This window comes from Sorangium sp. So ce145 (assembly GCF_051525985.1).
Lineage (GTDB): Bacteria > Myxococcota_A > Polyangia > Polyangiales > Polyangiaceae > Sorangium > Sorangium cellulosum_B.
Map to the genome: position 1 here is coordinate 1,751,871 of NZ_CP150315.1, position 22,725 is coordinate 1,774,595.

A 22,725-nucleotide genomic window follows, 5' to 3' on the forward strand; every position below is an offset into this window, starting at 1 on the left:
CGCAGTGTTTGCCCCGCCGAGCGCTGCCCGCCGGAGCCGTTCTCTACGACCGCGCGCTGTTCTTGAGCTCTGCACGCGCGGCGCTGACCACGGACATGAACTCACGCGCGCGCTCCGTGAGGACCTCGTCCTTGCCTGCCGCGAGCGCCGCGGCGTCCACGAGCTCGCCGCCGACCCCGAGCGCCACGGCGCCGGCCTCGATGAAATCCCTGGCTGTCGTCAGGTTGACCCCGCCGGTCGGCATCATCTTCACCTCCGGGAGCGGCGCGCGCAGGGCGCGCAGGTACTTCGCGCCCCCCATCGCGGAGCACGGGAACAGCTTCACCGTGTCGGCGCCGGCGTTCCACGCGGTGATCACCTCGGTCGGCGTGAGCGCCCCCGGGAAGACCGCCCTCCCGAGATCGTGCGCCGCGCGGATGACCTCCAGGTCGAGCCCCGGGCTCACGATGAACTCGGCGCCTGCCTCGATGCACCTGCGGGCCGCGTCCGCGGTGAGCACGGTGCCCGCGCCGACGAGGACGTGGTCCCGCATCCGCGAGGCGATCTCGCGCATGACGGACAGGGCGTCGGGGACGGTCATCGTGATCTCGACGACCTCGATGCCGCCCGCGCAGAGCGCGCGAGCGGCCCGCACGGCGAGCTCTCCGCTCGGCGCGCGCACGACGGGGACGATGCCGATCTCCTCGATGCGGCGGACGACTTGCTCGCGGTCCATCGCCTGATTCATCGCTCGATCCTCGCGCCGGCTCCGCTCATGGCCCTCCGCACCTCGGCGAGCGACGCCATCGAGGTGTCCCCCGGGGTCGACATCGCCAGCGCGCCGTGCGCGACGCCGCACTCGAGCGCCCACTTTGGGCTCTGCTCCGTCAAGAGGCCATAGATGATCCCCGAAGCGAACGAGTCGCCGCCGCCCACGCGGTCCAGGATCTCGATGTCTCGCTGCGGGACCTCGTGGAACTCGCCCTCGTAGTACAGGAGGCCACCCCAGCCGTTCACGCTGGCGGTCTTGGCCGTCCGGAGGCTCGTGGCGACGACCGAGATGTTGGGGTACGCCGCGACGACCTCGGAGATCATCCGGCGGAAGCCGCTCGTGTCGAGCTGGCTGTAGCTGCTGTCCACGCCGGACACCTCGAAGCCGAGGCCCGCGACGAAGTCCTCCTCGTTGCCGAACACGCAGTCGACGTACGGCATGAGGGCGCGATTGACCTCGCGCGCCCTCCGCTGGCCGCCGAAGTTCTTCCACAGCGAGGGCCGGTAGTTGAGGTCGTAGGAGATCCGCACGTCATGCGCGCGCGCGACCTCCATGGCCTCGTGCGCCACGCCGGCCGTGGTCTCCGAGAGAGCGCAGAAGATGCCGCCGGTGTGGAACCAGCGCGCGCCGCGCTCGCCGAAGATGGTCTTCCACGGCGCGTCGCCGGGCCTGAGCTTGGACGCCGCGCTGTGGCCGCGGTCCGAGCAGCCGGCGGCCGCGCGGGGCCCGAAGCCGCGCTCGGTGAAGTTGAGGCCGTTGCGCACGTCCCGGCCCACGCCGTCGTAGTCGACCCAGCGCAGGAAGGACGTGTCGACCCCGCCCTGGAGCATCAGGTCCTCGATGAGCCGCCCGACGGCGTTGTCCGCGAGCGCGGTGACGATGGCGGTGCGGAGCTCGAAGCAGCGCCGGAGCCCCCGCGCCACGTTGTACTCGCCCCCGCCCTCCCAGACGTCGAACGTCCGCGCCGTGTGGACGCGGCGCTCACCCGGGTCGAGGCGCAGCATCACCTCGCCGAGGCTCACCTGGTCCCACTGGCAACCCTTTGCACTGCGAATCTGCATCTTCTTCTCCTCAACAACTCATCCAGCCGCCGTCCTCGTCCGAGCGCCGGGCGGCCGACGACCTGCGGATCCGCCCGCCGCGAGGACGTCGAGGCGACCGAGCTCTGCCCCGCCGTCCGTGGAGTGAACGCCGCCCCTTCGATGCATGGATGAGTTATTGAACTAGCGGGCTGTTCGGCAAGGCGTTCAACACAGTCTCCGATGCCCCACGCCGTGCGCGCGGGAAGCGAGCCGGCAGCGTGCAGCGCCGCGCAGCGACGATGTTGGATAACTTATCGAACAGTCCTCCAGCGTCGCTTTTCCAGGATTGGTGATCGATCCCGATCCCAGGGACGAAGGACGGCCGCGCAGGGTGGCCTGCTCGGGGGAGAGCGAAAGGAAACCCCAAACCCAAGACAAATTGTGAACGTTCACATAACGGGTGTCAACCAAAATGGATCGGCGCGAGGCCATCCTCGATCCCGATGGGCGCGCAGCGGCGGCCGGCCGCGGCGTCTATGACCCAGGTCGAGAGGAGATGGCGGGTCGCCGCCGCCGCGCCGTCGTGTTGGTCGACGGCGACCACCGGGACCGAATCGTCCAGCCCGCCCGCGGCAGCGGTGATCCCAGGTGCTCCCTGCTGGGGATAGGCCCTTGACCGGAGGCAAGCGGATTGGAAATTGGAATCTATATCGAACATAACGGCGGTCCGGTGCCTGCCTCTCTTGCCGCGGCGCTCCGGAGGAGACTTGCCCGCCACCCGAGTCCGAGCTTGGCCTCAGGAACGAAATGGTGTTGACATCGCTGATGTGAACGTTCACATTGAGGCCTCCTTATTCTGCTTCGCCATGAGGGGGGCCGTCATGCGCAGCGACACCTTCGCTATCGGGATCGCGTTCGGCACCGATTCCAAGAAGACTCCATCATGAAAATACTCACGAGGTTTCCGACCACGTTCGCCAAGTTGTGCCTGATGATGACGCTCTCGCCGCTCGCCGGGTGTGCGTCGTCTTCCGCGACCACCGCGACGCCGCCCGAGACCGCGGGCGACACGAGCAAAGCGGCGGCCCCGCTGGCGGTGCCGGCGGAGCAGCGGGGGCCGATCCTCGACACGCACATCCATCTCTACCAGGTCACGCGTCCGGGGGGCGTCGTTTGGCCGGAAGCCAAGCAGAAGCCGATCTACCGAGACGTGTTGCCCCCGGAGTATGAAGCCATCGCGAAGCAGAATGGCATCATCGGCACCGGCGTCGTCGAAGCCAGCCCCGTGGTCGACGACAACTTCAAGGTCCTCGAGACGACGAAGGGCAACGACTTCTTCAAGTTCCTCGTCGCGCAGCTCGAGATCGGCTCGCCGAGCTTCAGCGCCGATCTGGCGCGCCTCGCCGCGGACCCGCGCGTCGTCGGCATTCGCGGCTTCCTCTGGAGCCCGAAGCTGACGCTGGACGCGAAGCAGCTTGCCTCGCTGGAGGAGCTCGCGGCCAAGGGCATGACCCTCGACATCATCAGCCGCGGCGCCCTGAACCCGAAGGACAAGGTCGAGGCGCTCGCGACCGCGGTGCCCAAGCTCCGTATCATCATCGACCACCTGGCGGGCGCGAAAGGGCCGACGCCGGATCCGGCATGGGTCGATGCGATGCAGCGGCTGGCCAGGCTCCCGAACATCTACATCAAATTCTCGTCGTTCTTCGACATGTACAACCCGGCCGCCACCGAGGACGATCCCTGGAAGGCGCCGACCGACCTCGCGGCGTACAAGGCGCACTTCGATGTGCTGATGAAGGCCTTCGGCGAAGACCGGCTGATCTGGGGCAGCAACTGGCCCGTTGTCGACATGGGCGGCAGCCTCGCTTCGGAAATCGAGATCGCCGAGCTCTACCTCAAGGAGTTTGGTCAGGAAGCGCGTGACAAGGTCATGTACAAGAATGCGCAGAAATTCTACGCGCGTCACCCCTGAACAGCGGCGTCCCGGGCGCCACCGCGAAGGCGGCGCTCGCCGCGCCGCTCAGGGATCGTAGAGCAACGCCACGTCGATTCGGCTTCGGCCATTCGACATGGCGCTCTGTTCTCTGGCAGAACGAAGCGGCCCCGGCTGCGGAGCGCGCCGTGAAAGCCGCGAGTGAACGAAGTCGCTCAGCGAGGCAATGACAGCATGAAAGCCCTGACGATCACGGGTCCGTCGGTTGCACAGGTGAGCCAGATCCGCGAGCCCAAGCCGGCGCACGATGAGGTGTTGATCCGCGTGCAACGGGTCGGTCTGTGCGGCTCCGACTTGAACACGTTCTTGGGCAAGAACCCGATGGTGACGTACCCTCGGGTGCTGGGGCACGAGGTGGCCGGCACGATCGTGGAGCTCGGCTCGGGCGTCGAGGCGGACTGGCGCGTCGGCGCCGACGTCACGTTCACGCCGTACACGGCGTGCGGCGGGTGTCCCTCGTGCCGCGCGGGACGGCGCAACGCCTGCCGCGACAACAAGACCATGGGTGTACAGCGCGACGGCGCGCTGACCGAGCTCGTGGCCGTGCCGTACCAGAAGCTCTTCACGTCACGGAAGTTGAGCCTCACGGAGCTCGCGCTCGTCGAGCCGTTCTCGGTAGGCTTTCACGCGGCGGCGCGAGGTCGCGTCGAGGCCGAGGAGACCGTGCTGGTGATGGGCTGCGGCGGCGTGGGGCTCGGGGCCATCGCCGGCGCGGTGAGCCGCGGCGCGCGCGTGATCGCGCTCGACACGCAGGAGGAAAAGTTCGCGCTCGCCAGGGCGCTCGGCGCGCGGGAGGTGGTGCTCGGGAACGCCGATGCACGCGAGCGCGTGATGGACCTGACGAACGGCGACGGGCCGGATGTCGTGATCGAAGCCGTTGGCGCGACCGCGACGTACCGCAACGCAGTGGAGTGGGTGAAGTTTTGCGGTCGAGTCGTGTACATCGGGTACGGCAAAGAGCCGGTGAGCTACGAGACCAGGCTGTTCGTGATGAAGGAGCTCGACATCCTCGGCTCGCGCAACTGCCTGAACGAGTTCTCGGACGTGATCGCCTTCTTCGAGCGGCGCACGTTCGACCCGAACATCCTGATCTCGAAATCGATCCCCATCGAAGGCGTGCCCGAGGCGCTCGCCGACTGGGCTGCCCACCCCGGTCGAACGTCCAAGATCATGGTGGGCATGTCGTGAGCGTGCACACGCCTGCTGAGCCGCCGGAGCACTGACATGGGCAATCCGATTCTTCAGTTCGGCACGAGCCGGTTCCTGCAGGCTCACGCGGACTTTTTCATCTCGGAGGCGCTCGGCGTCGGCCGCGCGCTCGGGACGATCACCGTGGTGCAGACCACGTCGAACCCCGAGAGCCGCGCGCGCATCGACGCGCTGCGCGCGCAGGGGCGCTACCCCGTGCGGATCCGCGGGCTGCGCCGCGAAGAGGTCGTCGACACGACGATCGAATGCGGCTCGATCACGGAGGCGCTCGACGCGAACACCGATTGGCCGCTCGTGCGCGAGCGCTTCGCGAAGGACGCGCGCGTCGTGATCTCGAACACGAGCGACAGCGGATACGTCTGCTTGCCCGAGGACACGGCGACATGGCTCGCGCCCGGCGCGGGCGTGCCGCGCGGGTTCGCCGCGAAGCTCGTCGTCCTGCTGCGCGCGCGCTTCGAGGCGGGCGCCGCGCCGCTCACGCTGCTGCCTTGCGAGCTCGTCTCGAACAACGGTGACACGCTGCGTGCGATCGTCGCCGGCGTCGCGCGCCAGTGGGGCGCCGACGCCGCCTTCCTGCGCTACATCGAGCACACGTGCATCTGGGTGAATTCGCTCGTCGACCGGATCGTCTCCGAGCCGATCCGCCCCGTCGGCGCGATCGCCGAGCCCTACGCGCTCTGGGCGATCGAGCGGCGCGAGGGAATGGTGCTGCCGTGCCAGCATGAAGCGATGGTCGTGACGGACGACCTGCTCCATTACGAACGCTTGAAGCTGCTGTTGCTGAACCTCGGGCACACCTACCTCGCCGAGCGCTGGCAGCTGGACGGGCGCCCCGCGGGCGAGAACACGCTGCAAGCGATGCGCGATCCGGCCTTGCGCGCCGATCTCGAGGCGCTCTGGCGCGACGAGGTGATGCCCGTCTTCGATGCGCTCGGCAAGGGGGCTGCCGCGCGCGCCTACCTCGACGAGGTGCGCCAGCGCTTCCAGAACCCGTTCCTCGATCACCGGCTCTCCGATATCGCGCGCAACCATGGCGAGAAGAAGCGACGCCGCCTCGGGCCCGTGATCGAGCTCGCGCGCGAGCTCGGCCTGAACCTCGATCAGCCCCGGCTGCACGCGGCGCTCCGCACGGCCGTGCCCGCATGAGCATGCGAGGCTGCCACGGGCGGCTTCGCGCGATCGACGGGCCGCGCGAGCCGCCGCGATCGCAGCGCCGATAACCACGACGACCCGATGCGGTCGCCGTTGCGCCGCCCGCGCGACGCACCGCAAGGCAGCGCCGCTCGACGGGCAGCGCGCGAGGGCTGCCGAGCGCACGAACAGATGCCGTATCCAAGGAGACATGCCGATGAGAAAGATGCGTTGGGTCGTGCTTTTTCTGTGCTTTCTCGCCGTCGCCATCAACTACATCGATCGCGCCAATCTGGCGGTCGCGGCGCCCCAGATCGAGAAGGAGCTCGGCATCGGCCCCGCCCAGATGGGGTTTATCATGAGCGGCTTCTTCTGGACCTACGCGCTCATGCAGATGCCGTTCGGCTGGTTCGTCGACCGCGTGGGCGCACGCGTCGCGCTGCCGATCGCCGTCGGCTGGTGGTCGCTCTTCACCGCGGCGACCGCCGGCGCGTCGAGCGTCGCGGCCATGTTCGGCTGCCGGTTGCTGCTCGGCGTGGGTGAAGCCGGCGCCTACCCGGCCTGCGCCAAGCTTGTGAGCCAATGGTTCAAGCCGCGCGAGCGCGCGCTCGCGACGGGCATCTTCGACAGCGGCGCGCGCGTCGGCTCGGCGCTGTCGATTCCCCTCGTCGCGCTCATCATCGACACGCTCGGATGGAAGGCGGCCTTCATCATCACGGGCCTGTTCGGCGCGGTGTGGATCCTCGGCTGGGTCGTCATCTACAGGAGCCCCGCGCATGGCGACATGACGGGCGAGAAGGACGTCGTCCACGCAGCGCCCGCAGAGGACGCGCAGAACAACGTGACGTGGGCGTCGCTCTTCCGCCATCGCACGCTCTGGGGCATGATGCTCGGCTTCTTCTGCCTCAACTTCACCAACTACTTCTTCATCACGTGGTTCCCGAGCTACCTCGTGCAGACGCGCGGCTTCTCGCTCAAGTCGCTCGGCACGCTCGGCATGATCCCCGCGCTGATGGCGATCCCGGGCGGCTGGATCGGCGGCTTCGTCTCCGACGCGCTCTATCGCCGTGGCTGGAGCCTCACCGCTGCACGCAAGACCTGCATGGTCGGCGGCATGCTGGTGTCGTCGGCGATCACGTTGTCGGCGTTGACCTCCAACATCTATCTGATGCTCGCCTTCTTCGGCATCTCCTACGCGAGTCTCGCGTTCGCCGGCGCCAGCATCTGGTCCCTTCCCGGCGACGTCGCGCCCACGCCGCGCCATGTGGCTTCGATCAGCGGCATCCAGAACTTTGCGTCGAACCTGGCCGGCATCGTCATCACGACGTTCACCGGCGTGATGCTCTCGCTGACCAAAGGATCGTTCACGATCCCGCTCGTCGTGGCGGGCGGCTTCTGCCTGCTCGGCGCGTTCAGCTACCTCGTCATCGTCGGCAAGATCGAGCCGCTCCAGGTCAGGTCGGCACCGATCGCGGCGAGGTCCCCCAGCCTGGAGTTTGACCGAGATAGTTCGCCTACCAGCGCAGGATGAGATCGTCCATCCGGCCCGGTGACTGGAGGCGGCCAGGCGGGCCGTTCGACGTGCGGCGGAGCGAGGCCGAGCCTGGCCTCCGACAGGCGTCGTAGGCTCACAGGGTGACGCCCCGCTTCCAAAGTGCGATCTCGCGCTCGCCGTTCTCCTCGGCGCGGGTTGGACGGCCCGAGGCGGTGGCCAACACCAGGTCCATCAGGGCGTCGGCGGCCGCGTCCATGGATTCGCCCGAAGCGATGCGGCCGGCGTCGAAGTCGATCCAGCGCTGCTTGCGCTGGGCCAGGCTGGAGTTGGTGGCGAGCTTGAGGGTCGGCGCGGGGAAGCCGAGGGGCGTGCCCCGGCCGGTGGTGAAGAGGATGACCGTCGCGCCGGCGGCCGTGAGCGCCGTGGACGAGACCGCGTCGTTGCCGGGGGCCTCCAGCAGCGCCACGCCCGGCGTGCCGCGGATCTGCCCGCCGTAGTGGACCACCTCGGTCACCGGGGCGCGGCCGGCCTTCTGCACCGCGCCCAGGGACTTCTCCTCCAGCGTCGTGATGCCTCCGGCGATGTTGCCGGGCGAGGGGTTCTCCGACACCGGCTCGCCGTGGGCGATGAAGTAACTCTTGAAGTCGTTCACCACGCCGACGATGTCCTCGTAGACCGCCTCGCTCTCGGCGCGGGTCATGAGCAGGCGCTCGGCGCCGAAGATCTCCGGGATCTCGGTCAGGATGGCCGAGCCACCGGCGGCGCAGACCTTGTCGGCGATGCGGCCCACCAGCGGATTGGCGGTCAGCCCCGAGAAGCCGTCCGAGCCGCCGCACTTGAGGCCGATCACCAGGTCGGAGACGGGGCAGGGCTCGCGGCGGTCCTGCTCGACGATCCTCACCAGCTCCTCGACGGCCTCGAGGCCCGCCTCGAGCTCGTCCTCGGCCGTCTGGGCGCTGAAGGACCGCAGGCGATCGGGATCGATGTGCGCGGCGCTCTCGAGGAGCAGGCCGAGCTGGTTGTTCTCGCAGCCCAGGCCGATGATCAACACTCCGCCCGCGTTCGGGTGGCCGGCCAGGGCCACGGTCATCCGGCGGGTGGCCTCGAGGTCGCCCCCCAGCTGCGAGCAGCCGAAGGGGTGGGTGAGGGCATAGACCCCGTCCACCCGGCCCTTGAAGCGTTTGTCCGCCTCGGCGGCCACCTTCTGGGCGGTGCGCGAGACGCAGCCCACCGTCGATAGGATCCAGATCTCGTTGCGGGTGCCCACCCGCCCGTCCTTCCGCCGGTAGCCCATGAAGGTGCGGTTTCCGGTGGCGGGGAGGGGCTCAGGGGTCGTGGGCTCGTAAGCGTAGGTGTCGAGGCCGGAGAGCGCGGTGGCCAGGTTGTGCGTGTGAACGTGGTCGCCCGGCTGGATGTCCACCGTCGCCCGCCCGATTGGCCAGCCGTACTTCCGCACCAGCTCGCCAGCGGCCATCGCGCGCAGCGCCACCTTGTGTCCGGCCGGGATGTCGACGCGGGCGGTGATCGCGTCGGCCACCGAATCGCCGGCGGCCAGGCCGCGCACGGCGACGGCCACATCATCTCGGGGATCGATCTGCAACAGGGAGGCTGCCAAGCTCATAGTCATTCGCCAATCGTATTCGCGCCGTTCAGGAGCGGTACGCCGAAGTTCGGCGTTCCGTCTGCATTCCATTCCAGCCGCTGGACGCGCGTGTGACGGTTCGGGTCGTAGAGCGGGTCCCCCGTGATCTTCTCGTAGTTACGCGCGTGGTACACGAGCACGTCGATCGATCCATCCGCCGAGGTCGTGAACGAGTTGTGGCCCGGGCCATACAGCCCGTTTGCGCTGACGAACACTGGATTCTCGTTCTTCGTCCACGAGCTCGGGCTCAGCAGGTCGTCCGTCGCGCTCCCCGTGAGCAGGCCGAGGCAGTAGCGGTCGTCCGTTGCGCTCGCCGAGTAGCTGATGAAGACCCGCCCATTCCGCTCGAGCACGGCGGCACCTTCGTTGACCGCGAACCCCGCCGTCTCCCAGGCGTGCTCGGGCCTGGCGATCCGCACGTTGGGCCTGGCCAGCGTCCACGGGTTCACCATGGCCGCGATGAACAAGCTGCTGTTGTCGCCCGCGACGCTGGGGTCCTCCTGCGCCCACACGAGATAGCGCTTGCCGTCGTGCTCGAACGTCGTCGCGTCGAGCGCGAAGGTGTCCGAGTCCGTCACGATCTGCCCTCGCTCGATCCACGTGCCATCCATCGGGTTGGCCGATGCGTTCTCGAGCACATACATGCGAATGGCCCAGATGTCGGTCGAGCTTCCGGCGGCGAAGTAGATGTACCACTTGCCGTCGATGAAATGTAGCTCGGGCGCCCAGATGTGCGCCGCCATCGGGCCGGTCGCGTGCTTCGTCCAGACGACCTTAGGGGTCGCGCTGGTCAGGCCTCGTATCGTGGTCGCGCGCCTGATCTCGATGCTATCGTACGTCGGCACGCTCGCGGTGAAGTAGTAGTAACCGTCCGTATGCCGCTTGATGTGGGGATCGGCGCGCTGCGAGATCAAATAGCCGAGCGGCTCGAGCGCGAACGACGCCTCCGAGTTCTTGACCTCCGTGCCGTCGAGCACGTGCGCGTAGATCTGGTAGTTCAGGTGCCGGAGATAACGTGTCGCATCCGAGTACCACTGCAGCGAGACCATCGCCGGATCCCCGTTCAGCGCGGGCACGATCCGGAACGTGGCGTCCCTCCGGAACGCGGTGGACTCCGTGAACGGGTCGAGCCAGAGAAGGTGACTCCTCTCTTCGGGTGGGGTCTGCCAGAGCCCGCTGGCCCGGTTGGACGTCTCGCTCTGCAGCGGGTACCGGGTCGAGTTCACGCTGTCGACGTGCAGGTAGCGACCGCCGAAGCCCACAGACTCGAACGACACCAGCGCCGGATCATCCGGGTTCGCGAGGCCGGGCACCACTCTCCACTGGAAGTCGGCAGGAACCTGGTTGTTCGCCCTGTCGTCGAGGTCGGTGATCATCGCGTGATAATAGGAGTGCGCGACGTAGAGCGGGGCGCCCTCCGTGTGCGTCGTGCGAATCTGGTAACCCCCTCCGGCGTCGTCATCGAGATTGGAGAGCTCGAGGACAGCGGGGGCGGCGAGGGCCGCATACTCGGGGTCCTCGCTGGCCGGTGAATCGAAGACGACGCGTACGGGCTGAGCTCCGTCGGCCTGCCAGTCATCGACGCTGCTCAAGGTCACGGTCTGCGCCGTGTTCCAGTTCGCCGCCGTGAACGTCAGGTCCGCATGGCTCAGCGTCGCCTCCGTCGTGTCGCTGACGCTGAGAGCGATCGTCACGGGCGCGCTCGGCTGCGATGCGAGGAGCACGGTGAATGTCACGGGCGCGCCGCGCTCGGCGAGGGTCCCCGACGGGTCGCTGACGACGATCGCCGCCGTCCCTGGACCGTCGTCGTCCGTGTTCGTGATGTCAGCGGACTCCGCGACGAGGCCGTCGCACGCTGGGTCTGCAGAGGCCGAGGGCCCGAAGCGGACGCGGAAGATCTGATCCCCGTCGCTCTCCGCATCGTCCACCCCCGTGACCGTGATCTCCCGAGGGACGCTCCAATCCTCCACCGTGAAGGAGATGGTCGCCGGTGAGACGGAGCCTTCGGTCGCATCCGAGCTCGAGACCGGCACCGTGATCGGCGCGCTCGGCGCGCCGTCGAGCGCCACGCTCACGGTCACCCGCCCACCGGACTCCGAGGTGCTGAGCGCTGTGCCCGCCGCCATGATCCGCAATGAATTGGTCGACGCGCCCGGCGCATCGGTCGAGGGCCCATCCGAGCACCCGACCACCACGAGCAGCGCGGCGAACGCCCGAGCTGCCGCCGTGAGCGTGACGCGTGGCGCAGAGAGGGAAGTGCACTCTGGATGGGAATATCTCGGTGCGCGCATGACAAGGGGAAACTCTACCCGTCAATGGGTGCGGTAGAATGTTCAGTAGTGGGCGATGAGCGCGTCGAGCTCCGCCTGCGTGACCCGGACCGCGTTCGCGTGGCGCACGCCGGACGGAAAGCGGTACTGCGTGCTCGGGAGCTCCGTCCAGGAGCCCGGATCCGCATCGAGATCCGTCGTGCTCCAGCACCCGAACACACCGCCGTTCAGGTAGTAGTCGGCGAACAGGTACCATCGACTCTGCCGCGGATCCTTGATGACAAACGGCCCCTCCGTCGCTCGTCTACTGCTCTGGGTCGACCCGCGCGTGATGTAGTCCGGACTCCATCGCGTGAACGTCCCCGGATCGAGCGCGAGCGTCGGGGAGCGCGCGATCTGGATGTCCTTGCCCGATCCGGTGAGCGCGCTCCCGCTGCTGTCCGTCTCGTCCTTGAAGAAGAGGTAGTTGCGGTCATTCCATTGCGTAATCGTCGCGTCGATGACGCTGTAGCCCGGATCGAAGAGCACGTCGGGTGTCGGGTTGACGATGGTGACGAAGTCCTCGGTGTAGCTGACGTAGATGCGGTTCGCGCCCGTGGTGTCGTTCCCGGACCAGATGATGGCATAGAGCTTGCGATCAGGGTCGTAGTAAGCCTCCGGGGCCCACGCGTGCATCGGGGTGTCCCTGGGGCCCGGAAGGTTCGTGAGCGTGATCAACCGGGGGTTCTTGAAGGTGATGAGATCGGTCGAGTCCGCCACGAAGATCTTGGAGCTCGGATTATTCCAGTAGTTCGCGTCGTTCTCCGAGAGCGTCCAGTCGGTGGCGATATAGATGTACGTTCCATCGTTCTTGCGGAACAGGAACGGATCGCGGATGTGATTCGTGCCCATCCCGGTGAGCTGGTACGCGGGCTGTCCACCGGCGAGGGTCGACCAGCGAAGCCCGTCGGTGCTGTAGGCGAGATGCAGCGAATCGCTCGCCACGTCCTGATGCGGCCCGAAGTAGCTCAGCACCCAGGCACCCGGGGAGCAGCTGGCTGCATTCATCGTGGCCGTGTGCTCGCCGTTCGTACACGCGACGCAGCTGCGGTTCGTGGTGCTGCTTCCCTCCGTGCCGACGTGCTCCCCTGGCACGCAGTCGGTCCACGCGACGCAGGTCGTTGCGGGATCGGCGTCGTCGTCCCAGGTGCCGTCCGCGCAATCGACAGGCGCGGCGGTCCCGCCTGCGCAGTACGTGCCCGGCGAGCAGCCGTCACACTGCGCGGGCGTGGAGCTCGTCCCCGGCGCGGTCTGCCTCGTCCCAGGCGCGCAGGGCGTGTGCGTCTTGCAGCTCGGCGCGTTCATCGTGTCGCTGAAGGTGTCCTCCGGGCACGCCGTGCACCGCCGGTCCGCCGTAGGCGAGCCCTCGGCGCTCGCGAAGGTGCCAGCGGTGCAGCCTGTCCATGGGACGCAGCTCGTCGCGCTGTCGCCATCGTGATCCCAGGTGCCCTCGGAGCACGCGGGGGGCTCGTCACCGGGTCCTGCGTCTCCGCCGGTCGTCGTCACCGGGTCGCTGCACCCGGAGGTCCATAAGAGCGCCACGAGGAATCGTGCTCTCGATCTGCTTCCCGGACGTGCCATCTCGCTCCTCTGTTTCCCGCGTGGTTGCTACGCCGATGGACGCCGGCGCCCGTCCGGTCCGATGTCCGGAGCTCGGGATCACATCCTGGTCCACAGCCGGTTCGAGCGAGCGGAGCCGCGCCGGGATCGATCCGAGGACGAGCGCCCTGCGCGCTCGACGGCCTGTCCTGAACAAAGCGAAGGGGTGGTTCGCGAGCAACTGTGAACGCTCACATCAGCGGCGTCAACCGAAATGGCCCGGCGACGAACCTGACGTGCGCGTGGCGATTCGCCATTGATGTCGCCCGGGTCATGTCGTCACAACCTTGCTTGGTTCGAGAGAGCAAGTTCACACACAGGAGAGAACTCCATCATGAGCCGAAACTGAACTGCCCGGGGCGCCTTGCTGGCAGCCATGCTGGGGTCGGTACCCTCCGCGGGAGCGGCGACGTTGCAGCAGGTCAACGACTGGGGGGAGAGCGGTCTGCCTGGTGACGTGAGCATGTACGTCTATGCTCCGGACCACGTGGCGCCGAATCCTCCGATTCTGACTCTGGTGCACTACTCGAACCACACGGAGGCCATCAAGCAATGGACCGATGTTCTGGGCGTGGGCGCGAGCCCGACGCCGACCGATACGGGAGTCCGGCTCGGCAATCACGATGCGACGCGGCAGCGCTGGGAGAATGAGTGCGGCTACGTGGTCCTCGACGCGTTCACCTCGATGGGCGGTGATCACGGCCCATCCGACGCGTTATTCCCTGCTGAGTACGTCATCCACTTTCTGGGTCTCGACAAGACCGGGCCGGTCGATCCCGAGATAGAGGAGTGCAGCGGTGGGGCGGGCGGAACCGGCACCGCAGGCGGAAGCGGCGGGAGCAGTGGAACCCGGTGACCCGCACGCACTGGCAGCCGGGCCAGCCGGACAACCCCGCACGCGGCGCTACACGGCCACGTGGAGGGGCTGTACCACCGCCGCGAACACCGGGAGCGCCTCGCAGCGCGCCGCGTGCGCGGCCAGCGCCGGCCGCCTCGCGGCGTCGGTGAGGGCCGGGTGTGCCTCGGAGGTGAAGCGCAGCGCGCAGGCGACCGCGATGTCGGCGTGGCTGAAGGCGCCCAGCCAAAAGGCGTCGCCGCGCCGGGCGGCGCGCTCCCGCTCCAGCAGGTCGAGCGTCTCGCCGATCTGCGCGGTGCAGCGCTCCACCCAGACGGGGCTCCGGCGCTCGCCCGCGCGCAGCACGTGCTCGTAGAGCAGGCTCACCGCCTTGTCCGCGAGCCCCGTGGCGAGCGCGGAGACCCGCAGCCCGGCGCGGCGCGCCTCGCCCGAGCGCGGCAGGAGCGCGCGATCGGGCCCCACCAGGTCGTCGAGGGCGTCGAGGATCGCCGCGCTCTCCACGAGCGGCTCCCCGCCGTCCGTCACGAGCACGGGGACCCGCCGGAGCGGGTTGTACTTCGCGATGGACTCCGCGTCGGCCCACACCGACCACGGGCGGTGCTCGTACGCGAGCCCGTAATGCTGGAGCGCCACGGCGACGCGGCGCACGAAGGGAGAGTCGTACTGGCCAATCAGGATCATGGCGGCTCATTTAACCGAGCCTGCCGCGCGCGGCTACCAGACAGCGCACGTCTTGGTCGGCCGCATCGGCGTGCCCGGCGCGCACTTGAAGGCCTCGCCGAACTCCGGGAGGTTCACGAGCGGGCCGTTCACGCGGAACCGCGGCGGGGAGTGCGGGTTCACCTGGACCATCAGCCGGAGCGCCTCGTCGCGCAGCTTGCCGCACCAGGACTGCCCGTGCGCGAGGAAGAACTGCTGATCTTCCGTGAAGCCGCCCGCGACCGTCTGCTCCGCCGCGCCCTTGCGCATCGCGCGGTACGCCATGAAGGCGAGCTTCACGCCCCCGAGATCCGCGATGTTCTCGCCCAGCGTCAGCTTGCCGTTCACCTTCAGCCCCGGCAGCGCCTCGAAGGCCGAGTACTGCGCCTCGACGCAGCCGGTCTTCTCCTTGAACGCCGCCCCGACCTCCTTCGACCACCAGTCCTCCAGGTTGCCCTTCTGGTCGAACTGCGAGCCCGCGTCGTCGAACCCGTGCGTGAGCTCGTGCCCGACCACCATGCCGATGCCGCCGAGGTTCACCGCCGCGGCCGAGCTCACGCTGTAGAACGGCGGCTGCAGGATGCCGGCCGGGAAGACCATGTGGTTGCGCTGCGGGTCGTAATAGGCGTTCACGGTGGGCGGGCTCATCTGCCACTCGTCGCGATCGAGCGGCTTGTCGATCTTCCCGAGGTCCCACTGCGTGTGGAAGGCGCGCGCGGCGAGCGCGTTCTTCGCGTACGATCTCGGATCGACCTCGAAATCGTAGGTCCTCCACTTGTCGGGATAGCCGATGAGGTACGCCATCGCGGCGAGCTTGGCGAGCGCGCGCTGCCGCGTGCCCTCATCCATCCAGTCGAGCGCCCGGACGTCGCGCGCGAACGCGTCGCTGATCTGGTGCACCATCGCCTCGGCCGCGGGCTTGCTCGCGCCGGGGAAGCTCGTCTTGACGAACGGCTGCGCGAGCAGCTCGCCGAGCGCGTCATCGGTCGCGTCCACGCAGCGCTTCCAGCGCGGCCGCACCTCCTTCTGCCCGGTGAGCGCGGCCTGCAGCGTGAAGCTCTCGTCGACGAACGCCTTGGGCAGCGCGGGCGTCATGGACCGCACCACGTGCCACGAGAGGTAGCTCTGCCACGCGGCGGGCTTCACCGACGTGAGCAGCCGGGAGAGCCCCTCGAAGAACCGGACGGAGGTCACGTTGACCTCCTTGACGTCCTGGAGGCCGAGCCCCTGGAAATACGCGTCCCACGAGAACGCCGGCGCGGCCTTGGCGAGCGCCGCCCGATCCAGCTTGTTGTAGAGGCCCGCCGGGTCCCGCCGCTCGACCCGCGTCTTCGAGATCTTCGCGAGCTCGGTCTCGATCTGCAGAACATCGAGCGCCGCCGTCTTCGCCGCCGCCTCCTGCGCCCCGGCGAGCCGCATCATCCGCGCGACGTGCTCCTCGTAGGTCTTGCGGAGCGCCTTCGATTTGTCGTCCTCGTTGAGGTAGTAGTCGCGGTCTGGCAGGCCGAGCCCGCTCTGGTCGAGCTGCGCGATGACGCGCGTCGCGTCCTTCATGTCCTGCGCGGATTCGATGTCGAACAGCGCCCAGATGCGGCGGCGGTGGAGCTCGGTCACGAGCGCCCCGAGGCCCTTCGGGTCGCGCACCCGCCGCGCCTTCGCGAGGAGGTCCGCGATGGGCTTCGCGCCGGCGGCCTCGACCGCGGGCTCGTCCATGCACGCGCCGTAGTAGGCGCCGATCTTCTTGGTCACCGGATCCCGGTCGCCGGCGCTCGCGGCGTCCTCGAGGATGCGCCGGAGCTCCGCCTCGTTGCGCTTCTCGATCTCGTTGAAGCTCCGCATCCAGCCGGACTCGTCCCCCGGGATCTCGGTCTTCGCCAGCCATCCGCCGCACGCGAACTGATAGAAGTCCTCGCAGGGGTTCGCCGAGCGGTCGAGCGCGGCCTCGTCGAGCCCGACGCTCTCGAGCTTCGTCTCGACGACAGGGAGGCCCTGCGGCGCCGGCGGCATCAGCGCCTTCACGCTGGGGGGCGGGGGCGCCGGCGGCGGGCTCGCGGCGGGGCCGCAGGCCGCCAGCGCGGAGAGGGCCACGGTGAGCGCGAGGGGAGCGGCAGGCTGTCGGAGCGTGCGCATACAGCGCTCTACCACAGGCCGGCCGTCGCGCGGGCTCGCGATGGCTGCCCGCCGCGGGAATCCGCCCGGAGCGGGGCCGGCCTCACTCCCGGTCGAGCTTGCCCATCAGGCTCAGCGTGAAATAGGCCCCCATGTACTTGAGGTGCGGGCGCACCTCGAGGTGGACCCGGTACCAGCCCGCGCTCCCCTCGACCTCGGTCACCGAGGTCCGCCCCTTGCGGAGCGGCCTGCGCGAGCGCACGGCGGGCGACACGACATCCATGTCCGCGACATACTGGCTGAGCCAGCTGTTCAGCTCGCGCTCGAGGTCGCCGCGCTCCTTCCAGGTGCCGATCTGCTCGCGCTGCATGACCTTGAGGTAGTGGGCGAGCCGGCTGACGAGGAAGACATAAGGCAGCTGTGTGCCGAGCCGGTAGTTGACCTCGGCGGCGCGCCCCTCGTCGCTCTGGCCGAAGTACTTGGGCTTTTGCGCCGAGTTCGCGGAGAAGAAGCAGGCGTTGTCCGTGTCCTTGCGGAACGTGAGCCCGATGAAGCCCTCCTCGCTGAGCTCGAACTCGCGGCGCTCGGTCAGCATGATCTCGGTCGGGATCTTCGTCTGGATGGCGCCGAGCGCCTCGTACTCGTGGAGCGTGAGCCCCTCGACCGTGCCTCCGGATTGCGGCCCGATGATGTGCAGGCACCAGCGGTGGCGCGCGAAGCTCTCGGCGAGCCGGGTCGCCATCGCGTAGGTGGGCGCCCCCCAGCAGTACGCCGCGTGGTTGCCGACGACGTCTTCCTCGTAGGAGAACGCCCGGATGGGGGAGGTGCTCGCCCCGTAGGGCAGCCGCAGGAGGAAGCGGGGGAGGAGCAGGCCGACGTAGCGCGCGTCCTCGGACTCGCGGAACGCTGTGTACTTCACGTACTGCGGCCCCTCGAACAGCGCCTTGATGTCGCCGAGGTGCGGCACCTTCCGGTAGTCCTTGAGCCCGAAGAACTGCGGGCCCGCGACGGCCAGGAAGGGCGCGTGCGCCATCGTCGCCACCGCCGCGCATTTCTGGAGGAGCGCGATGTCCTGGGGCACGGGGCCGAACTCGTAGTTCGAGATGACGGCGCCGAACGGCTTGCCGCCGAAATTGCCGAACTCCGACGAATAGACGATCTTGTAGAGGCCGCTCCTCACGACCTCGGACGAGTCCTCGAAATCCGCGAGCAGATCGTCCTTCGAGCAGTTGAGGATCTCGACGCGGATGTTCTCCCGGAAGTCGATGTGATCGATGGCGAACTTCAGGCCGCGCCACGCGGCCTCGAGGCGCTGGAACACGGGGTGATGCAGGATCTCGTCGATCTGCCGCGACAGCCGCTGGTCGATCTCCGCGATCCACAGGTCGATGAGGGCGCTGTCCAGCGCCGCGCCGGCCTCCGGGCGGCCCGCGACCTTGCCGACCACCGCCTCCACGCCCCGCTTCACATCGTGGTAGGCGCCGCTCGTGGAGGCGACCCCCGTCTCCGCCAGGAGCTCCGCAAGGAGAGAGCCATTGCTCCCCATCACCGGCTCTTCGTGCTGCCCCGCTTGCATGTCCAGAAATTTACCACGGTCGCTCGCCGGCTGGAAGCGACGGACACGCCGGCGCCCGCGCGCCCCGCCCCGCCCGGGCGGGGCGCGCGGCATGGCGCGGCGCCGCCAGAGGAGAAACGCGCGGCATGGCGGCGCCGCCAGAGGAGAAACGCGCCTCGGACGCCCGCGCGGAACGCTCCCTCAGCACGCGAGTCAGGTGTCGACCGGACATGAAAAGCCCATGGCGAACGCGCGACTGCAGTGTTACAAATCACGTGTGGGTGCTCCCACGGAAGCCGAAGACATAAGGGCTTTCGTTCGAGTCTGCCCGCTCGAACTCCCGGATCAGGCGCCGACGCCCCCGCGGCGACGCCCGTCCTGGTCGTGGCCGCGCGGCGCCGCGCGGCGCCAGCGCTCCGAACGGCTCGGGACCGAGTGAAATGGGCAGTGGGAGCACGGAGGGACAGCGGACATCGCCTGTCTCTATCTTTCCGTGTGCCCGGTGCCTGTGGGATCCAGATTCTCTGTCTTTCATCCGGCGCGCGTCCGCGCGTCGCCGGCATTCGGCGTCAGCGCGCGCCATGGGTCGTGGATTTCGAGGAGAGGAGTGGGGATGGAACGCCTCGGGCTCGGCATCATCATCGGTATGGGGCTCGCCAGCTTGACGAGGATCACCCGTCCGACCGTCAAGAGGGCCATGAAGCTAGGCTTCGTCGCCGTGGACAGGATCAGGGGCTCGCTCGGCGAGGGCAGGGAGAGGCTCGCCGACCTCGTCGCCGAGGTGAGGGAGGAGATGGCGCGCCAGGAGCAGCGCGCCGGCTCGGGCGGCGCGGGGGGGTGGTCGCGCGCGGAGATGGAGCCGCCCGGGAGCTGACGAGAGGTGTTCCGGTGACCCGGCCGCGCAGGCCGGGAGGTGAGCCATGCCGAGCGATCGAGGGGTCGTCATCATCCACTGGGTTCCAGGGCGCGTGCGCCTCGCCGTCCCCGCGCTGCGCGGGGACCCGGCGAGGGCCGAGGAGATCGCGGAGCTGGCGCGCGCCTGCCCCAGCGTCGTCGACGCGCGGGCGAGCGCGTGGGCGGGGAGCCTCACGGTCGAGCACGAGCCCGATGTCCCGCTGGAGGACGTCTTCTCCGAGCTCGCGCACATCCCCGAGCTCTCGGGTTGTAGCTGTCGCCCGATCGATGGGCTCACGCCCTCGCCCTGCGCGGCGCCCGCCGAGCCGCCGAGCCCGGGCCGGACGGCGCGCCTCGTCGTCCAGGCCGCGGACAGGCTGAACGCGGCGTCGCAGGTCGTCCCGCCGGCGCAGGTCGACCTCAAGCTCCTGGTGCCGGCGCTCCTCGTCGGGTCCGGGATGCTCCAGCTGCTGATGCGGCGCTCCCCGGGCATGCCCCACTGGATCACGCTCGTGAAGTACGGGGTCGACTTCTTCGTGGTGCTGAACCACGGCCGCATCCAGAGCTTCTTCGCGAGCGCGAGCGCGGGCGCGAGCGCGGGCGCACCCACCGGCGGCGGGGCGGGGTGACGATGGCCGCGCTCCTGTCGACCGCGACCGAGCCGGTCTCGGTGGTCCACGCGATCCCGGGCAGGGTCCGCCTGCGGCTCCCGCGCCTCGGGAAGGACGCGGCCTTCGGCCCGCTGCTCGAGGCGGGGCTCACCGCCGTGCCCGGGGTCCTGTCCGTGCGCATCGCCGAGGGCGCGTCGAGCGCCGTCGTCGAGCACGACCCGCGGCACGTCGACCTCGAGGCCATCGTGGGCGCCGCCGCCTCGGCCTCCGCCGCGCCGGCCCCGCGGGGGGCGCTGCGCGCCGCGCGCGCCGCCCGGGAGGCGCGCCGCGCGGCCGCCCTCGCGAAGCGCCCGCTCTACCTGTCGAGCGTCGGCATGCTCCTCTCGCTCGGCAGCTTCGTCTCGCCGCTGCTCGCGTACCCGTTCATCGCCGCGACGTCCGCGCCCATCCTCAAGAGGGCGTGGGGCTCGGTGGTGCGGGACCGCAAGCTCAACGTCGACCTGCTCGACAGCCTGGCGATCGCCTCGGCCGTGGCGACCGGAGACGCCATCAACGCGGCCGGCATCATCTGGCTGGTCACGCTCGGCGACCACATCCGCGATCTCACCCAGGCGCGCGCCCGGCGCGCGATCAGCGGCCTTCTCGAGTACCAGCAGGACCTCGCGTGGGTGGTCCGCGGCGACGCGAAGGTGCAGATCCCGGTGGCCGAGCTCGCCGCCGGAGACGTCCTCGTCGTCTACACCGGCTCGGTCATCCCGGTCGACGGGACGGTCACGGACGGCGAGGGGCTCGTCGATCAGCAGACGCTGACCGGCGAGTCGATGCCCGTCCTCAAGGGCCCCGGCGACCGCTGCTTCGCGGCGACCGTCATCAAGGACGGCAAGCTGTACATCCGCGCCGAGCGGGTCGGCGGCGACACGACCGCCGCGAGCACGGCGCGGCTCATCGAGAACGCGCCCGCGCTGGAGACGCGCGCGCAGAACTACGCGGAGCTCGTGGCGAACCGGCTCGTCCCGCCGGCCCTCGCCTGCTCGGCGGTCGTGCTCGCCGCGACCAGGGACCTCGGCCGCGTGTCCGCGATCCTGACGATCGACTTCGGCACCGGCCCCCGGGTCTCGGCCCCGACGACGGTGCTCGCGTCGATGAACGCCGCGGCGCGGCGTGGGATCCTCATCAAGGGCGGCGCTTACATCGAGAAGCTCGCGAAGGTGTCGACCGTGGTGTTCGACAAGACGGGCACGCTGACCTCCGGCATCCCCGAGGTGACGGACCTCGTCGTCCACGACGCCCTGTCCGAGCGCGAGGCGGCGACCCTCGCCGCCGCGGTGTCCGCGCGGCAGACCCACCCCGTATCGCAGGCCGTGCTCCGGCTCGCCGAGGCGTGGTGCCTGACGATCCCGGACCGGGAGGAGTCCCGCTACCTCGTCGGCCGGGGCGTGCAGGCCAGGGTGTTCGGCAAGGTCGTGCAGCTCGGCAGCCCCCGCTTCCTCGACGAGCTCGGCATCACCTGCCGCGCCGAGCCCGGCGCGAGGAGGGCGCTCGAGGCGGCGGCGAAATCGCTCCTCTTCCTCGCCGTCGACGGCCGGCACGTCGCCACGCTCGCCTGCCGCGACGGCATCCGGGCCGAGAGCCGCGCGACGATCCGCAGCCTGCGCGCGCGCGGGATCGAGGATATCGTCATGCTGACGGGCGACAGCCGCGAGGTGGCCAGGCAGGTCGCGCTCGAGCTCGGCATCACCCGGTACTTCGCGGAGATGCTGCCCGAGGACAAGGCGGAGATCACGCGCCGGCTGACGCAGGAGGGCCGCACGGTCGCGGTCGTCGGGGACGGCATCAACGACTCCCCGGCGCTGTCGTACGCCGACATCGGCATCAGCGTGTCCGCGGGCGCCGAGATCGCCCGGGAGACGGCGGGCGTCGTCCTCGTGGAGGACGACCTGTCGAAGCTCATCGAGGCGATCGACATCTCGCGCGCCGCGATGCGCCTCATCCACCAGAACTTCTCGATGATCCTCGCCGTGAACGCGGTCGCGTACGCGCTGTCGATCCCCGGGCTCCTCAACCCGGTCGCGGCGACGCTCATGAACAACGGCTCCGCGGTCCTCGCCTGCGTGAACGGACTCCGTCCGCTCATGGCGGCGCCGCGCAGGAAGGCCCGCGCCGGCGGCCCCTAGCGCGCTCGTCCGCGCGCCACGCCTCAGCCCGGCACGCGCGCTGCACGAGGGATGGAATGGTTGGAATGCAGAGCGAGACGCGCGCCGGATCGAGATCGTCCGCCGCGGACCGGGCGCGCGCGGCGCGCCGGACTGTGCAGTGGCTGCCCGGCGCGGCGCTCCTGGCGTCGATCGGCTGTGCAGCCGTGGCACGGGCGCCTGCCTCGCCGCACGTCGCGGGGGGGGGGAGCCCGGAGGAGGCCGGCCGGTACCTGATCCTCGTGGGCGGGTGCAACGACTGCCATACGCCCGGGTGGGATCGATCGGGCGGGAAGCTCCCGATCTCGGAGTGGCTGACGGGCAGCGACGTCGGCTACCGAGGTCCGTGGGGGACGAGTTATGCGGCGAACCTCCGGATCTCCGCCCAGAACCTCGGCGAGGAGGCCTGGGTGCGGATGTTCCGCGAGGCCGCCGGCCGGCCGCCGATGCCATGGCTCAACTACGTGACCCTGCACGAGCGCGATCTCGTCGCGATGTACCGCTTCATCCGGAGCCTCGGTGAGAAGGGGGTCCCCGCGCCCCGCGCGGTGCCGCCGGAGGAGGAGCCTGCGACGCCGTACATCCTCATGGTCCCGCAGCAGCCGAAGAGCAGGCCGTAGTCGTCGGTTCGCGTCGGTTCGCGTCGGTTCGCGTC

General features: G+C 69.3%; 19 protein-coding genes. 10 read left to right on the forward strand and 9 right to left on the reverse strand.

Annotated features, from left to right (window positions below; all coding sequences use genetic code 11):
- Positions 1 to 43 precede the first annotated feature (43 nt).
- From WMF34_RS06595 to WMF34_RS06605, 3 genes are all read right to left on the reverse strand, one after another.
- Entirely contained in the window at positions 44 to 715 is a 672-nt protein-coding gene (locus tag WMF34_RS06595; protein WP_012233873.1) for a bifunctional 4-hydroxy-2-oxoglutarate aldolase/2-dehydro-3-deoxy-phosphogluconate aldolase, read from the reverse strand.
- A gap of 8 nt (positions 716 to 723) precedes the next feature.
- On the reverse strand, positions 724 to 1,812 hold the full coding sequence (locus tag WMF34_RS06600; RefSeq protein WP_437992767.1) for a PfkB family carbohydrate kinase: 1,089 nt from the start codon (positions 1,810 to 1,812) through the stop codon (positions 724 to 726).
- Between the two features lie 424 nt (positions 1,813 to 2,236).
- Positions 2,237 to 2,377: a hypothetical protein gene (locus WMF34_RS06605; protein ID WP_157906486.1), complete on the reverse strand. Its 141-nt coding sequence runs from the start codon at positions 2,375 to 2,377 to the stop codon at positions 2,237 to 2,239.
- A 339-nt stretch (positions 2,378 to 2,716) separates the two neighbouring features.
- On the opposite strand from WMF34_RS06605, the gene WMF34_RS06610 reads away from it, so the two are divergent.
- The 4 genes from WMF34_RS06610 to WMF34_RS06625 all read left to right on the forward strand — a co-directional run bounded on the left by WMF34_RS06610 (position 2,717) and on the right by WMF34_RS06625 (position 7,640).
- Positions 2,717 to 3,748 carry an amidohydrolase family protein gene (locus WMF34_RS06610; RefSeq protein ID WP_012233875.1) on the forward strand — a complete coding sequence of 344 codons (1,032 nt, stop codon included), beginning with the start codon at positions 2,717 to 2,719 and terminating at the stop codon, positions 3,746 to 3,748.
- Positions 3,749 to 3,943: 195 nt separating this feature from the next.
- The gene (locus tag WMF34_RS06615) at positions 3,944 to 4,957 is read left to right on the forward strand and encodes a zinc-binding alcohol dehydrogenase family protein (RefSeq protein WP_012233876.1); all 1,014 of its coding nucleotides are present in this window, start codon (positions 3,944 to 3,946) and stop codon (positions 4,955 to 4,957) included.
- 36 nt (positions 4,958 to 4,993) lie between these two features.
- Positions 4,994 to 6,124, forward strand: coding sequence for a D-mannonate oxidoreductase (locus tag WMF34_RS06620; RefSeq protein ID WP_012233877.1), 1,131 nt, complete (start codon positions 4,994 to 4,996; stop codon positions 6,122 to 6,124).
- A 202-nt stretch (positions 6,125 to 6,326) separates the two neighbouring features.
- Complete coding sequence (locus WMF34_RS06625) at positions 6,327 to 7,640, forward strand: MFS transporter (protein WP_437992768.1); 1,314 nt, start codon at positions 6,327 to 6,329, stop codon at positions 7,638 to 7,640.
- A gap of 97 nt (positions 7,641 to 7,737) precedes the next feature.
- Here WMF34_RS06625 and WMF34_RS06630 read toward each other — a convergent pair whose 3' ends face one another.
- Genes WMF34_RS06630 through WMF34_RS06640 form a run of 3 tightly spaced genes read right to left on the reverse strand, consistent with a single transcriptional unit; the run spans position 7,738 to position 12,530 of the window.
- On the reverse strand, positions 7,738 to 9,231 hold the full coding sequence (locus tag WMF34_RS06630; RefSeq protein WP_437994620.1) for a UxaA family hydrolase: 1,494 nt from the start codon (positions 9,229 to 9,231) through the stop codon (positions 7,738 to 7,740).
- Positions 9,228 to 11,537, reverse strand: coding sequence for a family 43 glycosylhydrolase (locus WMF34_RS06635; RefSeq protein WP_437992769.1), 2,310 nt, complete (start codon positions 11,535 to 11,537; stop codon positions 9,228 to 9,230). The genes WMF34_RS06630 and WMF34_RS06635 overlap by 4 nt, the downstream gene beginning before the upstream one ends.
- A gap of 42 nt (positions 11,538 to 11,579) precedes the next feature.
- A complete protein-coding gene (locus WMF34_RS06640; RefSeq protein WP_437992770.1) occupies positions 11,580 to 12,530 on the reverse strand; it encodes a glycoside hydrolase family 43 protein in 951 nt (316 codons plus the stop codon).
- A 40-nt stretch (positions 12,531 to 12,570) separates the two neighbouring features.
- On the opposite strand from WMF34_RS06640, the gene WMF34_RS06645 reads away from it, so the two are divergent.
- Positions 12,571 to 12,993, forward strand: coding sequence for a hypothetical protein (locus tag WMF34_RS06645; RefSeq protein WP_437992771.1), 423 nt, complete (start codon positions 12,571 to 12,573; stop codon positions 12,991 to 12,993).
- 573 nt (positions 12,994 to 13,566) lie between these two features.
- Entirely contained in the window at positions 13,567 to 14,010 is a 444-nt protein-coding gene (locus WMF34_RS06650) for a hypothetical protein (RefSeq protein ID WP_437992772.1), read from the forward strand.
- A 48-nt stretch (positions 14,011 to 14,058) separates the two neighbouring features.
- Here WMF34_RS06650 and WMF34_RS06655 read toward each other — a convergent pair whose 3' ends face one another.
- The 3 genes from WMF34_RS06655 to tssC form a co-directional block, all read right to left on the reverse strand.
- The gene (locus tag WMF34_RS06655) at positions 14,059 to 14,691 is read right to left on the reverse strand and encodes a glutathione S-transferase family protein (protein ID WP_437992773.1); all 633 of its coding nucleotides are present in this window, start codon (positions 14,689 to 14,691) and stop codon (positions 14,059 to 14,061) included.
- A gap of 33 nt (positions 14,692 to 14,724) precedes the next feature.
- A complete protein-coding gene (locus tag WMF34_RS06660) occupies positions 14,725 to 16,839 on the reverse strand; it encodes a M13 family metallopeptidase (protein ID WP_437992774.1) in 2,115 nt (704 codons plus the stop codon).
- Between the two features lie 82 nt (positions 16,840 to 16,921).
- Complete coding sequence (tssC, locus tag WMF34_RS06665) at positions 16,922 to 18,394, reverse strand: type VI secretion system contractile sheath large subunit (protein ID WP_437992775.1); 1,473 nt, start codon at positions 18,392 to 18,394, stop codon at positions 16,922 to 16,924.
- 592 nt (positions 18,395 to 18,986) lie between these two features.
- On the opposite strand from tssC, the gene WMF34_RS06670 reads away from it, so the two are divergent.
- From WMF34_RS06670 to WMF34_RS06685, 4 genes are all read left to right on the forward strand, one after another.
- The gene (locus WMF34_RS06670; protein ID WP_437992776.1) at positions 18,987 to 19,247 is read left to right on the forward strand and encodes a hypothetical protein; all 261 of its coding nucleotides are present in this window, start codon (positions 18,987 to 18,989) and stop codon (positions 19,245 to 19,247) included.
- A gap of 46 nt (positions 19,248 to 19,293) precedes the next feature.
- Positions 19,294 to 19,896 carry a hypothetical protein gene (locus WMF34_RS06675; protein ID WP_437992777.1) on the forward strand — a complete coding sequence of 201 codons (603 nt, stop codon included), beginning with the start codon at positions 19,294 to 19,296 and terminating at the stop codon, positions 19,894 to 19,896.
- A 2-nt stretch (positions 19,897 to 19,898) separates the two neighbouring features.
- Positions 19,899 to 22,052 (forward strand): heavy metal translocating P-type ATPase, encoded by a 2,154-nt coding sequence (locus tag WMF34_RS06680; protein ID WP_437994621.1) that lies wholly within the window; start codon positions 19,899 to 19,901, stop codon positions 22,050 to 22,052.
- Between the two features lie 65 nt (positions 22,053 to 22,117).
- Positions 22,118 to 22,690, forward strand: coding sequence for a cytochrome C (locus WMF34_RS06685; RefSeq protein ID WP_437992778.1), 573 nt, complete (start codon positions 22,118 to 22,120; stop codon positions 22,688 to 22,690).
- Positions 22,691 to 22,725: the final 35 nt, after the last annotated feature.

Coding starts and splice junctions, on each gene's coding strand:
- WMF34_RS06595 (WP_012233873.1), bottom strand. CDS start 715: ATGGACCGCGAGCAAGTCGTCCGCCGCATCGAGGAGATCGGCATCGTC.
- WMF34_RS06600 (WP_437992767.1), bottom strand. CDS start 1,812: ATGCAGATTCGCAGTGCAAAGGGTTGCCAGTGGGACCAGGTGAGCCTC.
- WMF34_RS06610 (WP_012233875.1), top strand. CDS start 2,717: ATGAAAATACTCACGAGGTTTCCGACCACGTTCGCCAAGTTGTGCCTG.
- WMF34_RS06615 (WP_012233876.1), top strand. CDS start 3,944: ATGAAAGCCCTGACGATCACGGGTCCGTCGGTTGCACAGGTGAGCCAG.
- WMF34_RS06620 (WP_012233877.1), top strand. CDS start 4,994: ATGGGCAATCCGATTCTTCAGTTCGGCACGAGCCGGTTCCTGCAGGCT.
- WMF34_RS06625 (WP_437992768.1), top strand. CDS start 6,327: ATGAGAAAGATGCGTTGGGTCGTGCTTTTTCTGTGCTTTCTCGCCGTC.
- WMF34_RS06630 (WP_437994620.1), bottom strand. CDS start 9,231: ATGACTATGAGCTTGGCAGCCTCCCTGTTGCAGATCGATCCCCGAGAT.
- WMF34_RS06635 (WP_437992769.1), bottom strand. CDS start 11,537: ATGCGCGCACCGAGATATTCCCATCCAGAGTGCACTTCCCTCTCTGCG.
- WMF34_RS06655 (WP_437992773.1), bottom strand. CDS start 14,691: ATGATCCTGATTGGCCAGTACGACTCTCCCTTCGTGCGCCGCGTCGCC.
- WMF34_RS06660 (WP_437992774.1), bottom strand. CDS start 16,839: ATGCGCACGCTCCGACAGCCTGCCGCTCCCCTCGCGCTCACCGTGGCC.
- tssC (WP_437992775.1), bottom strand. CDS start 18,394: ATGCAAGCGGGGCAGCACGAAGAGCCGGTGATGGGGAGCAATGGCTCT.
- WMF34_RS06670 (WP_437992776.1), top strand. CDS start 18,987: ATGGAACGCCTCGGGCTCGGCATCATCATCGGTATGGGGCTCGCCAGC.
- WMF34_RS06675 (WP_437992777.1), top strand. CDS start 19,294: ATGCCGAGCGATCGAGGGGTCGTCATCATCCACTGGGTTCCAGGGCGC.
- WMF34_RS06680 (WP_437994621.1), top strand. CDS start 19,899: ATGGCCGCGCTCCTGTCGACCGCGACCGAGCCGGTCTCGGTGGTCCAC.
- WMF34_RS06685 (WP_437992778.1), top strand. CDS start 22,118: ATGCAGAGCGAGACGCGCGCCGGATCGAGATCGTCCGCCGCGGACCGG.